This is a genomic window from Nitrospira sp. NS4 (genome assembly GCF_049546785.1).
Taxonomy (GTDB): domain Bacteria; phylum Nitrospirota; class Nitrospiria; order Nitrospirales; family Nitrospiraceae; genus Nitrospira_D.
Genome location: NZ_JBMWAN010000001.1, coordinates 86,776 through 104,518, shown reverse-complemented (window position 1 = coordinate 104,518; position 17,743 = coordinate 86,776). Strand labels below are relative to the sequence as shown.

Sequence of the window (17,743 nt, the reverse complement as noted above, 5' to 3'; positions counted from 1 at the left end):
TACCGTGAAGACTGATATGCACAAGACGGTCGAGGAGCAGGAGCGCCGAGATCCGTGCGGCGATTCTTCAACCGGGTTGCCGGAGCAGTCGGAACGATCGCAAGCCCCCTCTCCTATGCCTGCAGGAGCCGTTCGGCGATGGCACTTTACCATCGATGTGGACTGGGTTCCCGGTTCCGAGGTCGGGTTGGAGGGTCTGCTGGAATTCTGTGACCGATGGAACCTCAAGGCGACGATTTTTGTGGCGGGGCGGTTTGCGGAAGCCTATGCGACTCTGATTGGAGAATGCCGGCGGCGAGGACACGAAATCGGCACGCACGGGTGGGAACATGGCGGTCTTGAGCGTGACGAGGATTTCAGGTCCGCCAGTTACGCCAGGCAGCGAGACTGGATCAGGCTTGCCACGGAGGCCGTGGAGAAGGCCTCAGGGGTTCGCCCGGTCGTTTTCCGCGCACCGAGCTTGTGGATCGGCGAAACGACGGTGCGCGCGCTTGAAGACGAAGGCTACCAATACGATTCGTCGGTGCCGGCGAGACGATTCGATTGCGGCTTCGGCCGGGTGCATTACCTGAAATACTTTCGTGCTCCGACTGAGCCGTATCGTCTCTCGTCATCCCATTTATGCCTGCGGGGACGCAGCGCGATCATTGAGATGGCGCCCTCCGCGTTTCTTTTCCCCATCAATATGGCGACGCTTCGGGTGCTCGGCCTGCCGGTCATGAAGTGGATGGTGCGCCGGATTGTCCGGCGGTCTCCGCGGCTGGTCTTCTACTGCCATCCCCACGAATTCGTGTCTGCGCATCAGCAAACGTTTCCGCACAATATGTCCATCTGGAATATGCAGGGCATGAGCCCCAGGAACTTCTCCCTCCTGCACGCCTTTGTCGAGCACATGGTACTGCGAGGGCATGAATCGTCGCTGTTTGCGGATTCCTTGAGCGGGGTGCCCGGTTCAGCCTATGACGCATGCGAGCGAAGCGGCGCACCTGCTATCGATCGCCTCAATGGGCCTGTGACTGCACTCGCAGGGAGCGACATCGCAGAGTCCCGCGTCGGGACCCATCTGTTCAGGTCTCGAGGATAAGACGGTTTATCTCCGGGCAGTCATACCTCTGGTCTCGACCAGGTTCTTGAAAGCCTGCTCCCGCTCCTTGTGGTCCGGCAGAGGTTCGATCTTGCCCTGTCCGGTATTCTCGGCATTGTGCTGACCTTCATTATTCTCAACCTCATCTTCTGGCGTTACTACGTTCGGCCCCAGCATTCATAAGGCTGTTTCATCAGAACGGGTATGTTGCTCGTGATGATCGTCGCAGGTCGATTCGAATCAGCGAGGCTCCATGGGGCCGTGTGGTGACGCACTGTCATGAACACTGAGGGTGCACGAGTGTCTCGCTGGACCGCCGGCCTGTCCCGCCAGGGGGGCTAGTGAGCAAATATGACCAGACAGCTCGTGGTGTTGTCCGCATACTGTGCTTGATATCACCGTCTATCCGGGACCCGAGGGGGTGGTCCAGTGAGCCTCAGACGTGATGGCCGCCTCACAATCCGGGACATCAGCAGACGCCTGCCCCGCTTCAATAATCACATTCGCGGCGGGATGAACCTGCTATCGGTGTTGGGTCACTCGTTCACACCACATCGATTGGAGAAGGGAGGGTCTATGCTCTGCCAACGTTGTAGGGGGTTGCTTGTCCCTGAAACATTTGACGGTTTCAGAGAGGAAATGACCCGAATGAGTCCGGTCACGCGATGCGTCAATTGCGGGTGCATCGAGGACGCGGTCGTTCGCACCAATCGTATTCGCCCTCCGACGCCATATCGGGGCGCGTCTCGCAGGACAGTCAGGAAGAGCGGGATCGTATTCCTGCGCCCTCACGCTGAAAGTGCTTATCCTTGAGACGGAGGCAAGGTCCTGGTCCGCGGATTCGGGTTGGCTGGTCGGAATGCGGATGAGGGCTCACGTCTCGAGGTTGTGAGGGGGAGTTCGAGTTCCCAGGGGGAAGCTCGTCTGCTCAGACGGATATCGCGGTTCAACCTTCCGCGCGAGCAGGCGCGAAAGCCAGGGGCGTTGCACAAGGGCGACTCAGGAGACCGATATCTTGTGTGCACACAGGTGGAGTGCCTGACCCACCATCATCCCATGACCCGGTGAGACAGGGCAGGCTCCGAAAGGATGCTCCCATGAAGCGGAAGCGTATTCTTGTGGTCGACGACGATGCCATCCTCCGGGGCTTACTGACGATGCGCCTGGAATAGAACGCGCATATTGTCGATGAGGCTGAGAACGGCTGTGATTGTTTGAACAGGCTGGCGCACGCGGACTATGTGCATGCGAACTATGATGTGGTGCTGTTGGATTATATGATTTCCGGGATTACCGGCCTCACGGTCTTGTTCCATATTCAAGTGCGGTATCCGTCTGTCTCAGTGATCGCCATGATCGGTCATCCGGGCGGTCAGATTGCGGGTCAGGCCGTCGCAGCAGGCGCGCGCGCCTGCCTGACCAAACCCTTCGACGCGGTGGAGTTGGAGCAGGCGCTGAAGTGCTGTGCCGGAATCGCCGCGTCCGCATACCTCGTCGGCCAGCACGAATCTGCTCCGAAGGTCGTGCGACAGGGAATGCCCCGATCGGTGCCGCATCGTCACGCGTGATCCTGCGAGGGGGTGGCCAGGGCTTCGATGCGTAGCAGCGTGTTGAAGTATTGGGCTCGCCGATGAATCTCTCGGAGCCTGGTGAGCCGGCGAGTCTTCAGATGAGCAGCTCGTCGATCGCTGCTCTGCGAGATACACGAAATAAACTGACGGACCCTGATATCAAACCTGACAGGCTCATAAGCGGTCCAATTCATGGCTGAGTTCTTGAGACAATGCAGACGTTATTCAGCATCCTTTCAGGTCGTGTCATGAGCACCGGTATGTCCATTCGTCAGGTCCGCATCAAGTTGGCCGTCCTCCTGCTCACGGCGACGCTCGGATCTGTCCATTTCGCAGATGCGGCGCCTGTCGCCGTCCGGTTTTCTGAGGGCGTCACTCATGCCTATTTGCTCGTGCGGTCGATTGCCGGGGAGATGCTCGGCCAGGGAGAATTGACCCAGGTGGTTAAAGAGGACGGTCTTGTCGAAAGCCGGATGATGTTCCGTTTTAAGGACGGCTCTCTCCACGATGAGGTCGTGGTCTTTTCGCAACAGCGTGTGTTTACGGTGATTCGCTATCATCTGGTCCAGCGCGGCCCATCGTTTCCGGACCAGATCGACGTCTCGATAGATCGAGGGACGGGGCAATATAAGGTTCGTTCGAAATCGGGAGAAGGCGCGAAAGAGGAGATCCTGACCGGGGCAGTGGATCTGCCTAAGGATGTCTATAACGGGATGCTGATCACGGTATCAAAGAACCTTCAGAAGGGAGTTGACGAAACGGTGAGCATCCTCGCATTCACCCCGACGCCACAGGTGTACAGACTGCAGTTACTTGCGATGGAGGATCAACCCGTCCGCATCGGCGACCAGGCAGGGAAAGCCACGCAGTATGTCTTCCAACCGCAGGTTGGGTTGATTAAGGAGTTTTTCGGGAAGATGACCGGCCAGCTCCCGGCGTCGTTTCACTATATGTGTTGGATTCTGGTCGATGAGGTGCCGGCGTTTGTCCAATTTGAAGGGCCCTTGCAACTCATGGGGCAGATCGTGCACATCGAACTTCTAACCCCCCGGGTTACCGCTGAGATGGCGGATAAGAAACGCTCTGCTAAATAGCGGTGCGCTAGTCGTTCCGATCAGCGGTGTCGCCATTCCGGTTCAGGTTTTTCATGAATCGGTTTCCCAAACTGGGCGTTATTGATGGCACTGTGGACGTGCACGTACACAGCTCCCTTCTCACAGTTCACCTCCACGATTAGGGACTCCGTCTGCTTCCTCTCCTGAGCTTCCATTGCGCCGGGGCCGTTTACCGCGTTTCCGGTTGCATTCGTCAATACTGTGCAATTTTGACCAGACCGCCGCGGTTCTCCTCGCCATACTGGTCCAGGAGAAGGGGGATTGGACTGACAAAGCCAGAGCGATAGGAGAACCAAGGCATCGTATCTCACACGGAAGGAAGACACCATGAATGCGGATCAATTCAAAGGAAAATGGATGCAGTTCAAAGGTGAACTGAAACAACAGTATGGCAAGTTCACTGATGATGACTTAACGCAGATCGAGGGGAGCTACGACAAGTTTGCCGGCAAAGTGCATGAGCGCTACGGCGACAAGAAGGAGGAGCTCATGAAGTGGGCGGACCAGTGGCTTCAGAAAGCGGCGCCGGAAACCCCGAAAGATAAGATGCGCTAACAGGAAGTCATCAAACAATCAATGCTGGAGCACTGAGCGATTTCACATTGAGTTAAGGGGATACAATCATGAACATACGCTATGTACTGACACTCTGCACGGCCCTGGTTATTGGTGGGGCTGTCATCACCGGATCCGTGACTGCTGCGAATAAGGCCACAGAGAAGACCCCGATCAACGACACGTGGCTCACGGCGAAAACCAAGATCGCCCTTGCGGCCGATGGCCGGGTTAAAGGACGGCAGATCGATGTCGAGACTACGCAGGGCGTGGTGATGCTCCGTGGCAAGGTCGATTCTGATGCGGCCAAGCATGCGGCGGGGGACATTACCAAACTGATCGATGGTGTGAAGAGCGTGAAGAACGACCTTGAGGTCGTGGCCCCGTCCAAACGCGAAGCGGTGGAGGAAAAGGACGAGACGATTACGGCCCGCGTCAAGGAACATTTTGCGAAAGACGCTCGTCTGAAGAAGGCCGATATTGCGGTGCAGACCAACGCAGGGGTCGTCTCGCTGACCGGCGAGGTCAAGGACCTCATGACCAGTGCGGACGCGTCGTGGACGGCCTGGTTCGTCCCGGGCGTGAAGTCCGTGAAGAACGATCTCACTGTGAAGGAGAATGCCTAGGGTTTTGAGGAAAGCATCGCTCGTTCCGGTTCGAAACGGCTGAGTCCGTGTAAGCTCGTGCCGCACAACCACATACAGGGAGGTTTCATCATGAAGAAGTCTATTGGTCTGTTTATGTGTGCCATGGTCCTCAGTGTTGGGACGGCAGCATTCTCATACGCGGCTGGTGATAAGGCTGCGCAAGCCAGCCAAACGGTCAGCGGGGATCTATTGAAGATCGACGGGGAGTTTTATGTGGTGAAGGATATGTCCGGCAAGGAAATCCGCCTGCATGTCGATAAGACCACGACTCTGGACGGCGCCGTCAAGGTCGGCGACAAGGTCGAGGCTCAGGCCACCGAAAAGAACCACGCAGTCTCCATGAGACACGTCACCCCGGCTGGTGGGATGGGCGCGTCAGGCACCCAGACCATCAAGGGGGATCTATTGAAGATCGACGGGGAGTTTTATGTGGTGAAGGATATGTCCGGCAAGGAAATCCGCCTGCATGTCGATAAGACCACGACTCTGGATGGCGCCATCAAGGTTGGCGATAAAGTCGAGGCTCAGGCCAACGAAAAGAACCACGCATCGTCGCTTCGCCACGTCGCGCCGAAGATGTAGGTTCAGGATATGAAAGTAGACGCTCAGACACAGAGATTGGACCTGTCCTCAGGGCTGGCCCAATCCATACCTGGATAGATTGGTCTGGGGGTGAAATAGTGGGATCCGAACACCGGGGGTGTCTTATGCGCATCATGACATTGAAGGGGCTCGTGGGTGCAGTGGTGCTGGCAAGCGCCGGACTCGTCAGTTCCGCCTGCAATACAACTAAAGCTACGTTCGACACGTTTGCCAAGTTCACGTCGAGTACGAGTCCGGGGGAGTTTTTCACCGCCGACGGCGTCGTGCGGGAAGACCAAAAAGCGCGATTGTTCGCAGCCGTGGCGTTTGAGAACCTGGAGCAGGACATTGCGCGTGGGCATGGCGAATATCTGACGGCCTTAGCGGTCTTGCTGAAAGTGCCCGAAGAGGAACAGCGCAAGTTCGGAGCACTCTCTCAGCGCCAATATTCTGTGCTGTTCGCGCCGGACCGGCGGACGGCAGAGAGTCTGTTGGCCGCGCTGACCGGCAAGCGGGACGACGATTAAGACGACGGTCACAAGTATTCTAGAGGAGATCACCATGATGTTGTTCAGATTGTTTGCCGTGTGCGGAATGGTTGCGATTGGAGCGTTGTCCGTTGAGGCTGCGGACATGGAGTTGCAGATGGTCGATAAGAATTGTTGGATTGAGGTGTTTGACGACACCAAGTACGATGCCGATGATCCGCATGTCAAAGTGCAGGGCCCCAAAGAGTACGCCTCATTGGAGAATCTCAGCGGGAGAGATTGGAACAATGATATTCAGAGCGTCATTGTGGGGTCGAACACGACGGTGCTTGCGTACAAGGATAAGGATTTTAAAGGGACGGAGATTGCTTTCGCTCCGGGCCAGCGGATTCCGAATCTGTCAGATCTGGACATGTCGAATGATATTGAATCGATGAAGATCACCTGCGGCAAGTAAGCCGTTGTCCGGATCGCGTCGAGACATGAGGTCTTACCGTCGTCGCGATGATGCGCGGTGGTCGAAAAGGGAGAAGCTTCCATGGCAGACAACAGAGGTAATTCACCGGTAGCGGTGTTGTTGGCATTTGTCGGAGGAGGAGTCGTGGGAGCCGCCGTGGCCCTTTTGCTGGCGCCGCAGTCAGGACGCGAGTCGCGGGAGCAGCTGCGTGGCTATGCGCGGCGCGCCGAGGAAACTGTTCATGAGCTGGCCGAGCAGGCTGCGCAGGTCTTCGGGCAGGCGGTGGACAGGGGACGGGAGTGTGTCCACGAGACGCAGGCGGTCCTGACCGAGGCGGTCGAGGCCGGGCGCACGGCCATGCAGCGGGAGCGTGAGCGGCCGGCCAGCGAGAAGAAGGGGTGACGGCGGTAGGTCTGCTCCCGGGTAAGAGTTTCCGGTCGAATGTCTGCGGAAAGGAGGGTTGAAATGAATCTGATTCTAATCATCGTGCTGGTGTTGCTGCTCGTCGGCGTACTCCCCACCTGGCCGCACAGCGCAAACTGGGGATACTACCCCAGCGGAGGGCTGGGCTTAGTGCTTCTGATTCTGATCATTCTGGCCCTGACCGGTCGGCTCTAGGGAGCGACTTCCAGGGCGCAGCTTATGTACGGCTGAGAGTCCCGGCAGCACCTGTCTGATCGCATAAAGGCCGACGTCGCCCGCAAGGCCAGGCGGGGTTATCCGGGAGGAGGGGGAACTGACAATGAAACCAGCAACGAGTCTCGGTCTCGCGCTCATCGTCCTTGGCATCGTGGCGTTCGTCTATCAAGGGATCACCTACACGACTCGGGAAAAGGTGATTGATCTCGGCCCGCTTCAAGCCACGGTCGACACGAAGGAAACGATTCCGCTTCCGCCCATTGTCGGGGGATTGGCCCTCGCCAGCGGCATTGCCTTGCTGGTAATGGGAGCCAGGAGAGCATAGGAGGAGGACGATTGGGATGCCGACCATCGCCCGACACATGGGTTTCGTGTCTGTGGTCATTGCAAGGGAGCGGGATCTGTCTGGTGTTCAAGATGGACAGGAGGGAAGGGCCGTCGCTCATAAAGACCTCACGGCCTTCCGCTCATCCCAATGCTCAGAGGAATCTCAATCGTATGTGAGGGGGACTGTGCCATGATGAAACACGATGGTGCGAAACCTGTCGCGCCTTTCTGCCGGGTCTCCGGTTGTCGAGCTCCGCTGGTCTTGATGGCGGGGGGAGCCCTCGTTCTATGTCTCATCCTGGGTTTTGTGCCGGCAACGATCGCCGCTGACGATTCGTACATTACCGGCTACGCCGCCGCTGTCCTCCAACATGAATTTGAAGCACCCAAGGCCTCTCTACATGTGCAAGGCGGAGTTGTGGTTGTCGATGCCGAGTCGCTCGGCAAAGCCGACCGGGAGAAAGTCCTGGCGGCATTGGGAAGCATTCCCGGTGTCGTGCGAGTGGAGATCCGGGAAGGTCAGGCTCTTACTGATGTCCGTGAGCCGGCTCCCGCTCAGCAAGACCCCGCCAAGCCGGGGGCTAAATTCCTTCCTCGCGATCTCCTCATGGCTCCGTTCCATGCCGACCCGCGCACACCGCATTTCTCCGTGGCGTCCCGTCAAGTGACATTGGGTGCGCCGAGCAATACCGGCTCGGCCAATTTCGGTGAAACCTTTTCACTCTACCGGAACGCCGCCCCCTTCAATGGCCAATGGGAAATCGCTATCCAGGCCGGCGTCTTCAGCGTTTTCAACATGAACGCTCCATCCGGATCGAAAGACCTCGTCAATGCCGACTATATCGCCGGACTGCTGACCAGCTACCGGAGCGGGTCGTTCTCAGGCTATCTGCGCATCCACCATCAGAGTTCCCACTTGGGTGATGAGTTCATCCTCAATAGCAACCCGCCGATCAATCGCATCAACTTGAGTTTCGAAGAGGTGGATTTCAAACTGTCCTATGATCTGACCTCCTGGTTCAGGATCTATGGTGGTGCAGGCTACTTGGTGGGGCGTGATCCCGGCGATTTGAAGCGCGGCACGAGCCAGGGGGGAGCTGAACTCGCGAGCCCCTGGACCTTGTGGGACGGCAAAATTCGTCCGGTGGCCTATGCAGATTTCCAGGCCAATGAGCGGAGTAATTGGCGGGTCGCCAGCTCCGTGATGGCGGGGCTGCAGTTCGAAGATGCCCGTATCGGAGACCGTAAGTTGCAACTCCTGGCCGAATATTTCAGCGGCCCCTCGCCCAACGGACAATTTTATACCGACAATACCGAGTGGATCGGAGTCGGTCTCCACTTGTATTACTGATCGTTCTACCCGCCCTCATTGCCGCTTGCGAATCGTGCGCGTTCGGGATGCCGGGGTTCTTCTCCCGCTGACAGGACCTGATCCATCCGGACTTAATTGGGAGGCCTATGGATACGGTTCCTTTATCTGGTTTTCTCAGCGCTGAACTGGAAGAGCCGATTCGCGCCGAGTTGTTCGGCGTCGAGCGGCTCGAGCAGCATGCGGAGAGTCTGGCGGTTGCGCAGGTTGTGACCGGAGATTCCCGGCTGGGCGCACTCCTCATGCCACGCGTCCTGGAGAATGGGCGGGTGTTGGTGGAATCCTACCGGACGATCGCCCGCGCGATTCGTGACGAAAAGGCGATTACGCCGGCGGCCGAATGGCTGGTCGACAACTTCCACATTGTGGATGAACAGCTTCGTGAGATCGTCGACGATCTGCCGCCCGGCTATTACCGGCAATTGCCGAAACTGGCGTCTGGCCACCTTCAGCATTATCCACGGGTGTTCGGTGTCGCCTGGGCATTTGTCGCGCATACCGACAGTCGATTCGATCCCGACATGCTGCGCCGGTTTGTCGCGGCCTATCAACGTGTGCAACCGCTGACGATCGGCGAGCTGTGGGCCGTCGCGATTTCGTTGCGTATCGTGCTGATCGAGAATCTTCGCCGGCTGACTGAGCGGATCGTGCATAGCCGTGCGGCCAGGCTGGAAGCCGACGAATTGGCGGACAGCCTGCTCGGGAGCGGGGCGTTGGCCCCTGAGCCGTCGGCGACGGCCCTACGTCGGTTTGAGCACAGACCATTAGACACGGCGTTTGCCGTGCAGTTGGTCCAGCGCCTCCGCGACCTCGATCCCAAAGTGCGTCCTGTGCTGCGATGGCTCGATGAACGCCTGGCCGCGCAGGGGACGACCGCTGACGACATGGTCCACGCCGAGCATCAGCAGCAGGCGGCCATGAGCGTGACCGTGCGCAATATCATTACCAGTATGCGGCTGACATCGGCCTTCGATTGGGCTGACTTTTTCGAGAGCGTCAGTCCGGTCGATACCATTCTGCGGGGTGCTCCCGGCTATGCCGAGATGGACTTTGTCACGCGGGACACCTATCGCCACGCGATCGAGGATCTCTCGCGCGGCACGGGAATTTCTGAAATAGAGGTGACAACGCGCGTCGTCCACCGCGCCATGCAGGCGGGCGTGGAGCTTCATGCGAGTGAGCAGCCGGAACGGGAGCGGCATCGGGATCCCGGCTATTACCTCATCTCACAAGGGCGCCGGGCATTTGAAGGTGAACTCGGCTACCGGGTCTCCTGGAAGCGACGGCTGGTGCGTTGGTATGTCCAGGCCTCAGCGCCAGGCTATCTGGGATCGCTGGCAGTCGTGACCGCCATGGTCCTGGCTTTGCCGCTGTGGTACGTGGACAAAACGGGTGTGAGCGTCGCGGGTCTAGCGTGGCTGGCTCTCGTGGCCCTCATCCCTGCGTCCGATGTCGCGATGGCGCTTATCAATCGGACAGTGATGGCGATCCTCGTCCCTCGGCCATTGCCTCGAATGGCCTTGCGCAACGGGATTCCCAAAGAATTGCGTACAATCGTCGTGGTTCCCACGCTCCTGACGGACCAACAGGGCATCGATGAGCAAGTCGAGCGATTGGAAGTGCACTATCTGGCGAATGCGGATGATGACTTACGCTTTGCCCTGCTTTCAGACTGGAGAGACGCCCCGAGTGAGCGCATGCCGGGTGATGCCGAGCTGCTGGCGAGGGCCGTGGAGGGGATCGCGCATTTGAACAAGCGGTACGGCCCCGCAGCCGGGGGTGGGCCTCGCTTTGTGTTGTTCCACCGCCGGCGTGTCTGGAACGAGTCCGAACATCTCTGGATGGGATGGGAACGGAAGCGAGGCAAACTGCATGAGTTGAATAAACTGTTGCGTGGTTCGACGAGCACGACGTTCATGTCTGTCGGTGGCCTCCCCCCCGAGGCGATTCCTTCGGTCCGGTTTGTCATCACCCTGGATGCCGATACACGGTTGCCGCGTGGAGCCGCACGCCGCTTGATCGGCACCATGGCCCATCCGCTGAACCGGCCCCGGTTCGATCCGCGCGCCGGTCGTGTTCTTGAAGGCTATGGGGTTGTGCAGCCGCGCATTACACCGTCGCTCCCGGGCAGCGGCGAGGGCTCGTATTTTCAACAGACGTTTTCCGGTCCCAGCGGGGTCGATCCCTACGCCTCGGCCGTGTCTGATGTCTACCAGGATTTGTTTCGGGAAGGATCCTACACGGGCAAGGGCATTTACGAGATCGACGCGTTCGAGGCGGCGCTGGCGGATAAGGTGCCGGACAATGCGATGCTCAGTCACGATCTCTTTGAAGGCCTGTTCGCGCGCGCGGCCCTGGCGACCGACATCGAACTGTTCGAAGCCTTCCCTGCCCATTATGAAGCGGCGGCAGCCAGACAGCATCGATGGGCGCGCGGCGATTGGCAGTTGCTGCCCTGGCTCTTCGGGCGCGGCCACACCGGTTCGAAGCCTCCTCGCCCGGTCCGGATTCCCACCATCGGCCGTTGGAAGATGGTCGACAACCTTCGCCGCACGCTGTCGGCTCCCACCGCTTGTCTGACATTGATCGTCGGGTGGCTGCTACCGGAGGGATCTGCCTGGGTGTGGTCCGGGTTTATTCTGAGTACGATCGCGATTCCTTCGCTCTTGTCCTTTGTGCTTGGGCTCTATCCGCATCGGCCCGGTGTGGCCCTGCGCACCCACTTTCGTGGGGTTGGCGCCGACCTCACGTTGGCCGCGACGCAAATTGTCTTGACGGTCACCTTCCTCGCGCATCAGGCTTGGCTGATGACGGATGCGATTGTTCGGACGCTTGGACGGCTCGCGATCACGCGAACGCCGATGTTGGAATGGGTGACTGCGGCGCAAGCCGAGCATGCGTACACGTGCAACTTGAGAGGGATGTATCGCCGCATGGCCGGTAGTGTGGTGCTGGCTGTCCTCGCGGGTATCGGAATGGCGGTATGGGGATGGTACGACTCCTGGGCCGCTGCGGCCCCGTTCCTCCTGCTCTGGACGGCGGCTCCTGCCGCGGCGCGGTGGGTCAGCCTGCCGCCTCCAGTATCCGGGGCTGAGCCGGTTACCCCGGCCGATGCCAGGACCCTGCGATTGATTGCGCGCCGAACCTGGCGGTTCTTCGAGACGTTCGTCTCTCCGGAGGACCATGCGCTGCCACCCGATAACTTTCAGGAAGATCCGAAACCCGTCGTCGCGCACCGCACGTCTCCGACAAATATCGGACTCTATCTGCTCTCAACCCTGGTCGCCCGGGATCTGGGTTGGCTGGGGACGGTCGAGGCGGCCGAACGGCTGGAAGCCACGCTAGCCACCATGCAGCGTCTCGAGCTGTGCCACGGACATTTCTATAACTGGTACGACACCCGGACGCTGCACCCGCTGGATCCCAAGTATGTGTCCTCGGTCGATAGCGGGAATCTCGCAGGACATCTGTTGGTGTTGAGCAACGGATGCCGTGACCTGATCCAACAATCATCCATCGATGGCAATCTGTTTGCCGGCGTCGATGATGCCATCCGGTTGTTACGCGATGCGCTCGCGGAGATTCCGGATCAGCAACAGACGCATACCGTGACGCGAAAACAGCTGAGCCAGGCGGTCGAGGTGTTGGCCATGGCGCTGCGATCAAGACCGGGCGATGCCGCTGGATGGACGAGCCGGTTTGGCCAGCTGAACACCTCATCCCGCACGGTGGCAGATATGGCGCAGGCCCTCTCGCAGGAGCGGGGAGAAGGGCCGGACGGGGAGCTGCGCTTCTGGGCCGATGCGATCCGAGCGTGCGTCGAGAGCCATCTCCGGGACGTGGCCCTGTTGCTTCCATGGATCCGCTTGAGTGCCAAGGATCTGCTGTCCATGATCGACGGCTCATCCGGGCCGGCGCCGGAGTGGGCGGTCATCGCGCCCTGCTTTCATCCCGTTCCCACACTGGCCAACGCACCTGAACGGTTTGCGGCCGCGCTCCGTGCGCTGGAGCGCTTGCGGGAAGAGTGGCTCAGCAATCCCGTGCAGAACCGGGTGAGTTTGGGAAGGATCGAGGCCCTGGCTGACGCCATACGACAATCGGCGGCGGATGTCACGATGTTGACCCGCCGTCTCTCGGCGATCGCGCAGGCCGCAGAGCACATGGTGCGCGCCATGGATTTCGCATTCCTGTTCGATCCGACCCGTAAGCTGCTCTCTATCGGCTATCGTGTGACGGAGAACAGTTTAGACCCCAGCTGCTACGACCTGCTGGCATCGGAGGCCAGACTGGCGAGCTTTGTGGCCATCGCCAAGGGGGATGTGCCGGCATCGCACTGGTTTCACCTGGGCCGGGCTCTGACCCCTGTGGGAACCGGTTCGGCGCTGGTGTCCTGGTCCGGTTCAATCTTCGAATACCTGATGCCGGCCTTGGTGATGCGGTTCCCGGCAGGCAGCTTACTGAGCCGGACGTATGACCTCATCGTGCATCGACAGATTCAGTACGGGGCGGAGCGCGGCGTGCCCTGGGGCGTTTCGGAATCGGCCTACAATGCCCGCGACCTCGATTTGACCTACCAGTATTCCAGCTTCGGCGTGCCCGGTCTGGGCCTCAAGCGCGGTCTCATCGACGATGTCGTCGTGGCCCCCTACGCGACTGCGCTCGCGGCCATGATCGATCCCGCGGCGGCGACGCAAGGCTTCACGCGGCTCGCCGAGGCCGGGGGGCGGGGAGTCTTCGGTTTTTATGAGGCGCTGGATTACACCGGCACACGGGTTCCCGAAGGCGCAGCGGTGGCTGTCGTCAAAGCGTATATGTCCCACCATCAGGGCATGGCGTTGGTCGCCATCGCCAATGTCCTGAACGATGGAGTGATACGAAGCCGTTTCCACGCCGAGCCGATGATCCGGGCGACGGAGCTCCTGCTCCAGGAGCGGACGCCGCGCGATGTACCGGTGACGCGGCCGCGAGCAGAAGAAGTCTCTGCCGCGGCGCAGGTCCGCGATCTCATTCCGCCGGTGGTGCGGCGATTTACCTCGCCGCATGAGGCGACGCCGAGGACGCACCTATTGTCCAACGGGCAGTATGCCGTCATGGTGACTGCGGCAGGCTCGGGCTATAGCCGGTGGCGGGATATTGCCGTGACGCGCTGGCGCGAAGATGCGACGCGGGATAACTGGGGCTCCTATTTGTTTCTTCGCGATATGCGGACTGGATCCGTGTGGTCGGCCGGGTATCAGCCCAGCGGCGTCGAGCCCGACGACTACGAGGTGTCCTTTTGCGAGGAACGGGCGGAGATCGTCCGGCGGGATGGCGATTGGAGCACCACGCTCGAGGTGGTGGTGTCATCAGAGGATGATGCCGAGGTCCGTCGCCTCTCGATCAGCAATATGGGCGCGAGCGCATGCGATCTGCAAGTCACCTCCTATGCCGAACTCGCCCTGGCCCCACAGGCGGCCGATGTGGCGCATCCGGCTTTTGGGAATCTCTTCGTGCAGACGGAATTCGTGCCGGAGGTGGGAGTGTTGCTCGCCACTCGGCGCAGACGGTCGGAAGAGGAGCCGACGGTGTGGGTGGCTCACGTGGTGGTCGTCGAAGGGGAGACCGTGGGTGCCCTGGTATATGAAACGGATCGTGCCCGGTTTCTCGGACGCGGGAACCATGTCCGTACGCCGGTGTCGATGATCGATGGGCGTCCGCTGTCGAATACGGTCGGGTCCGTCCTCGATCCGGTGATGAGCTTGCGCCGCACGGTGCGTGTGCCAGCTGGAGGGACGGTGCACGTCGTGTTTTCAACCATCGCCGGTTCCACTCGCGAGCAAGTGCTGGATCTGGCGCATAAGTACCGTGATTCGCGGGTGTTTGAGCGCGCGGTGTCGCTGGCGTGGACGCAGGCACAGGTTCAGCTGCATCATCTCGGCATCGAGACCGATGAAGCGCAGCTATTCCAGCGATTGGCGAATGCCGTGTTGTATGCCGATGCCACACTGCGGCCCTCTTCAGAGATGCTGGCCCACAGCACGCTGGATCGTACGGCACTCTGGGCCCATGGCATCTCCGGTGATCTGCCCATCGTCTTGGCCTCGATCGATAAGGCGGAGGATGTCGATCTCGTCAGGCAATTGCTCAGGGCCCATGAATACTGGCGCATGAGACAGCTGGCGGCCGATGTGGTCATCCTGAACGAGAAGGCGTCGTCATATGAGCAGGGGCTGCAAGGCTCGCTGGAGGCGCTGGTGAGGGGCAGTCGATTGCGTCTCTGTCCGGATACCGGCGCACCACGGGGCAGCATTTATCTCCTGCGGACCGATCTCCTCTCTCCGCAAGACCGGCTGCTCTTGCAGCAGGTGGCCCGGGTTGTGCTGTTGAGCCGGCGGGGCTCATTGGCGGAGCAGGTGACCCGATTACAGCGCCGGCAGGTGGCACCCTCGCCGACCCTGCCTGTACGGCGGGTCCGTCGACGCCTTGATGTGCCCTTGCCTGACCGGGACCTCGAATTCTTTAACGGACTGGGCGGCTTCGCCGATGATGGCCGTGAATATGTCACGATTCTTGGTGAAGGGCTGAGGACGCCGCGCCCGTGGATCAACGTGATTGCGAATCCATCGTTCGGCTTTCTGGTCTCGGAGTCCGGCTCGGGGTTTACCTGGTCGGTTAATAGTCACGAGAATCAGCTGACGCCGTGGTCGAACGATCCGATCACCGACCCCTCCGGGGAGGCGATCTATATTCGCGATGAGGATTCCAAGGAAGTGTGGACTCCTACGGCCCTCCCGATTCGTGATGACCTGGCACCCTATGCCGCCTGTCACGGGCAGGGCTATAGCCGCTTCCATCATGGGTCGCACGGAATCCTCGTCGAACTTCTACAATTTGTACCGCCTGAAGACCCGATCAAGATTTCGAGACTCACGCTGCAGAATGCATCCGGCCGCTCCCGGCATCTGTCCATTACGGCCTATGCCGAGTGGGTGTTGGGGAGTTCCCGTAGTGACTCGGCACCCTACATCATCACGGAGATCGATCAGGAAACTGGTGCGCTCTTTGCGCGGAATGTGTGGGGCGGCGAGTTCGGGGGGCGTATCGCCTTTGCCGATCTCGCGGGGAAGCACACGTCATGGACCGGTGATCGCGCGGAATTCCTCGGGCGCAATGGGACCTACGCGCGTCCCCTGGCGCTTGAACTCGGAGGGAAGTTGTCAGGCAGAGTCGGCGCCGGGCTCGACCCCTGTGCCACGCTCCAACTGTCGATTGAGCTGGCGGCGGGCGAACGGGCTGAGATTGTCTGGTTCTTGGGCCAGACAGAAGGCAGAGCGCAGGCGCGTCTCTTGGTCGAGCGGTATCGCGATATGGATGTGAACGCGCTCCTGGGCGACGTGATCCGTCGGTGGGATGACGTGTTGGGTGCGGTGCAGGTCCGCACGCCTGAGCGGGCCATGGATGTCGTGCTGAATCGGTGGGTGCTCTATCAGACGCTGGCGTGCCGGGTGTGGGCGCGCGCGGCGTTTTATCAGTTGAGCGGGGCCTATGGATTTCGGGACCAACTCCAGGATGTGATGGCGCTCAGTGTCGCGACACGCGACGTGACGCGCGAGCATCTGCTCCGGGCGGCCGCGCGGCAGTTTGTCGAAGGGGACGTGCAGCACTGGTGGCATCCTCCATCCGGGCGCGGCGTGCGGACCCGCATTTCCGACGATTTGCTCTGGCTACCGTACGCGGTCATTCAATTTCTTGAAGTCAGTGGCGACATGACCGTCCTCGATGAACCGGTGCCTTTCCTGGAGGGCGAAACCTTGGCGGAGGGGCAACAGGAGTCCTATTTTCAGCCGCGGGTGTCCGAGACAACCGCCACCCTCTTTGAACATTGTGCGCGCGCGTTGGACCGGAGTCTGGCGGTCGGCAGTCACGGCCTCCCGCTCATGGGCTCCGGAGACTGGAACGACGGGATGAACCGTGTCGGCCAGCAGGGCAAGGGGGAAAGCGTGTGGCTCGGCTGGTTTTTGCATACGGTGCTCTGGGAGTTTGCCAAAGTGGCGGCCTCCCGTGGCGAGCATGTGCGCGCAGAAACCTGGAGGCTCCATGTGAGTGCCTTGAAGGCCGCCATCGAGCGGGACGGGTGGGACGGAGAATGGTACCGGCGCGCCTATTGTGACGACGGGACGCCACTTGGTTCCGCGGCGGGCCGGGAGTGCCGGATCGATTCGATCGCGCAGTCCTGGGGCGTGATCAGCGGCGCCGCAGACCCGGCCCGCGGTGCCCGCGCGATGGCGGCGGTTGAGCAGTATCTGGTGAACCGGCGAGACGGGCTGATCCGGTTGTTGACGCCGCCCTTCGATCGGATGCCGATGGATCCCGGATATATCAAAGGCTATGTCCCGGGCATTCGCGAAAACGGCGGCCAGTACACGCATGCGGCCGTCTGGACTCTGCTGGCATTTGTGGCGCTAGGTGATGGAGACAAGGCCGGCGAGTTGTTCCGCCTATTGAATCCCGTTCATCGCATTGGCTCGCGCGCGAACGTTCAGCGTTACAAAGTCGAGCCCTACGTGCTTGCCGGCGACGTCTACGCCGAGCCCCCGCACGTCGGGCGCGGGGGATGGACCTGGTATAGCGGGGCGGCCGGCTGGTTCTACCGGGCCGGTGTGGAATGGATGCTCGGTTTCCGCTTGCGCGGCGAGACGCTCTGCATCGATCCGTGTATCCCGAGTCACTGGCCGGGGTACTCCATCCAGTTCCGGTATCACTCGGCCCTGTATGACATCGCGGTGGAAAATCCGCGCCACATCTGTCGCGGCGTCACTCTGGCTGAGCTGGATGGCCAGCCGTTGATAGGCCGCAACAACATCCCGCTCGTCACCATTGGTGAACACCGCATCCGCATCGTGCTGGGGTGATGCGCACGGTAGGGAGCG

At 60.3% G+C, this 17,743-nt stretch carries 13 protein-coding genes; all 13 read left to right on the top strand.

Annotation, left to right across the window (positions count from 1 at the left end):
* The first annotated feature begins 4 nt into the window (after positions 1–4).
* The 13 genes from ACO9S2_RS00480 (at position 5) to ACO9S2_RS00420 (ending at position 17,725) form a co-directional block, all read left to right on the top strand.
* Positions 5–1,084, top strand: coding sequence for a polysaccharide deacetylase family protein (locus tag ACO9S2_RS00480; protein WP_423719795.1), 1,080 nt, complete (start codon positions 5–7; stop codon positions 1,082–1,084).
* A 1,181-nt stretch (positions 1,085–2,265) separates the two neighbouring features.
* Positions 2,266–2,652, top strand: coding sequence for a response regulator (locus ACO9S2_RS00475; protein ID WP_423720685.1), 387 nt, complete (start codon positions 2,266–2,268; stop codon positions 2,650–2,652).
* A gap of 263 nt (positions 2,653–2,915) precedes the next feature.
* A complete protein-coding gene (locus ACO9S2_RS00470; RefSeq protein ID WP_423719794.1) occupies positions 2,916–3,749 on the top strand; it encodes a hypothetical protein in 834 nt (277 codons plus the stop codon).
* Between the two features lie 348 nt (positions 3,750–4,097).
* Entirely contained in the window at positions 4,098–4,325 is a 228-nt protein-coding gene (locus ACO9S2_RS00465; protein WP_423719793.1) for a CsbD family protein, read from the top strand.
* 68 nt (positions 4,326–4,393) lie between these two features.
* Complete coding sequence (locus tag ACO9S2_RS00460) at positions 4,394–4,951, top strand: BON domain-containing protein (protein WP_423719792.1); 558 nt, start codon at positions 4,394–4,396, stop codon at positions 4,949–4,951.
* Between the two features lie 90 nt (positions 4,952–5,041).
* A complete protein-coding gene (locus ACO9S2_RS00455) occupies positions 5,042–5,554 on the top strand; it encodes a hypothetical protein (protein ID WP_423719791.1) in 513 nt (170 codons plus the stop codon).
* 125 nt (positions 5,555–5,679) lie between these two features.
* The gene (locus ACO9S2_RS00450) at positions 5,680–6,081 is read left to right on the top strand and encodes a DUF3015 family protein (protein WP_423719790.1); all 402 of its coding nucleotides are present in this window, start codon (positions 5,680–5,682) and stop codon (positions 6,079–6,081) included.
* Positions 6,082–6,115: 34 nt separating this feature from the next.
* The gene (locus ACO9S2_RS00445; RefSeq protein ID WP_423719789.1) at positions 6,116–6,499 is read left to right on the top strand and encodes a beta/gamma crystallin domain-containing protein; all 384 of its coding nucleotides are present in this window, start codon (positions 6,116–6,118) and stop codon (positions 6,497–6,499) included.
* Between the two features lie 81 nt (positions 6,500–6,580).
* Positions 6,581–6,901, top strand: coding sequence for a YtxH domain-containing protein (locus tag ACO9S2_RS00440; RefSeq protein WP_423719788.1), 321 nt, complete (start codon positions 6,581–6,583; stop codon positions 6,899–6,901).
* Positions 6,902–6,964: 63 nt separating this feature from the next.
* Positions 6,965–7,117, top strand: coding sequence for a DUF3309 family protein (locus ACO9S2_RS00435; RefSeq protein WP_423719787.1), 153 nt, complete (start codon positions 6,965–6,967; stop codon positions 7,115–7,117).
* A gap of 124 nt (positions 7,118–7,241) precedes the next feature.
* Positions 7,242–7,463, top strand: coding sequence for a DUF3185 domain-containing protein (locus tag ACO9S2_RS00430; RefSeq protein WP_423719786.1), 222 nt, complete (start codon positions 7,242–7,244; stop codon positions 7,461–7,463).
* Positions 7,464–7,655: 192 nt separating this feature from the next.
* Positions 7,656–8,816, top strand: coding sequence for a DUF1207 domain-containing protein (locus tag ACO9S2_RS00425; RefSeq protein WP_423719785.1), 1,161 nt, complete (start codon positions 7,656–7,658; stop codon positions 8,814–8,816).
* Between the two features lie 107 nt (positions 8,817–8,923).
* On the top strand, positions 8,924–17,725 hold the full coding sequence (locus tag ACO9S2_RS00420; protein ID WP_423719784.1) for a GH36-type glycosyl hydrolase domain-containing protein: 8,802 nt from the start codon (positions 8,924–8,926) through the stop codon (positions 17,723–17,725).
* Positions 17,726–17,743 lie beyond the last annotated feature (18 nt).

Excerpts from the sequence above, each read along its gene's own strand:
- ACO9S2_RS00470 (WP_423719794.1), top strand. The coding sequence starts at position 2,916 with ATGTCCATTCGTCAGGTCCGCATCAAGTTGGCCGTCCTCCTGCTCACG.
- ACO9S2_RS00465 (WP_423719793.1), top strand. The coding sequence starts at position 4,098 with ATGAATGCGGATCAATTCAAAGGAAAATGGATGCAGTTCAAAGGTGAA.
- ACO9S2_RS00460 (WP_423719792.1), top strand. The coding sequence starts at position 4,394 with ATGAACATACGCTATGTACTGACACTCTGCACGGCCCTGGTTATTGGT.
- ACO9S2_RS00455 (WP_423719791.1), top strand. The coding sequence starts at position 5,042 with ATGAAGAAGTCTATTGGTCTGTTTATGTGTGCCATGGTCCTCAGTGTT.
- ACO9S2_RS00450 (WP_423719790.1), top strand. The coding sequence starts at position 5,680 with ATGCGCATCATGACATTGAAGGGGCTCGTGGGTGCAGTGGTGCTGGCA.
- ACO9S2_RS00445 (WP_423719789.1), top strand. The coding sequence starts at position 6,116 with ATGATGTTGTTCAGATTGTTTGCCGTGTGCGGAATGGTTGCGATTGGA.
- ACO9S2_RS00440 (WP_423719788.1), top strand. The coding sequence starts at position 6,581 with ATGGCAGACAACAGAGGTAATTCACCGGTAGCGGTGTTGTTGGCATTT.
- ACO9S2_RS00435 (WP_423719787.1), top strand. The coding sequence starts at position 6,965 with ATGAATCTGATTCTAATCATCGTGCTGGTGTTGCTGCTCGTCGGCGTA.
- ACO9S2_RS00430 (WP_423719786.1), top strand. The coding sequence starts at position 7,242 with ATGAAACCAGCAACGAGTCTCGGTCTCGCGCTCATCGTCCTTGGCATC.
- ACO9S2_RS00425 (WP_423719785.1), top strand. The coding sequence starts at position 7,656 with ATGATGAAACACGATGGTGCGAAACCTGTCGCGCCTTTCTGCCGGGTC.
- ACO9S2_RS00420 (WP_423719784.1), top strand. The coding sequence starts at position 8,924 with ATGGATACGGTTCCTTTATCTGGTTTTCTCAGCGCTGAACTGGAAGAG.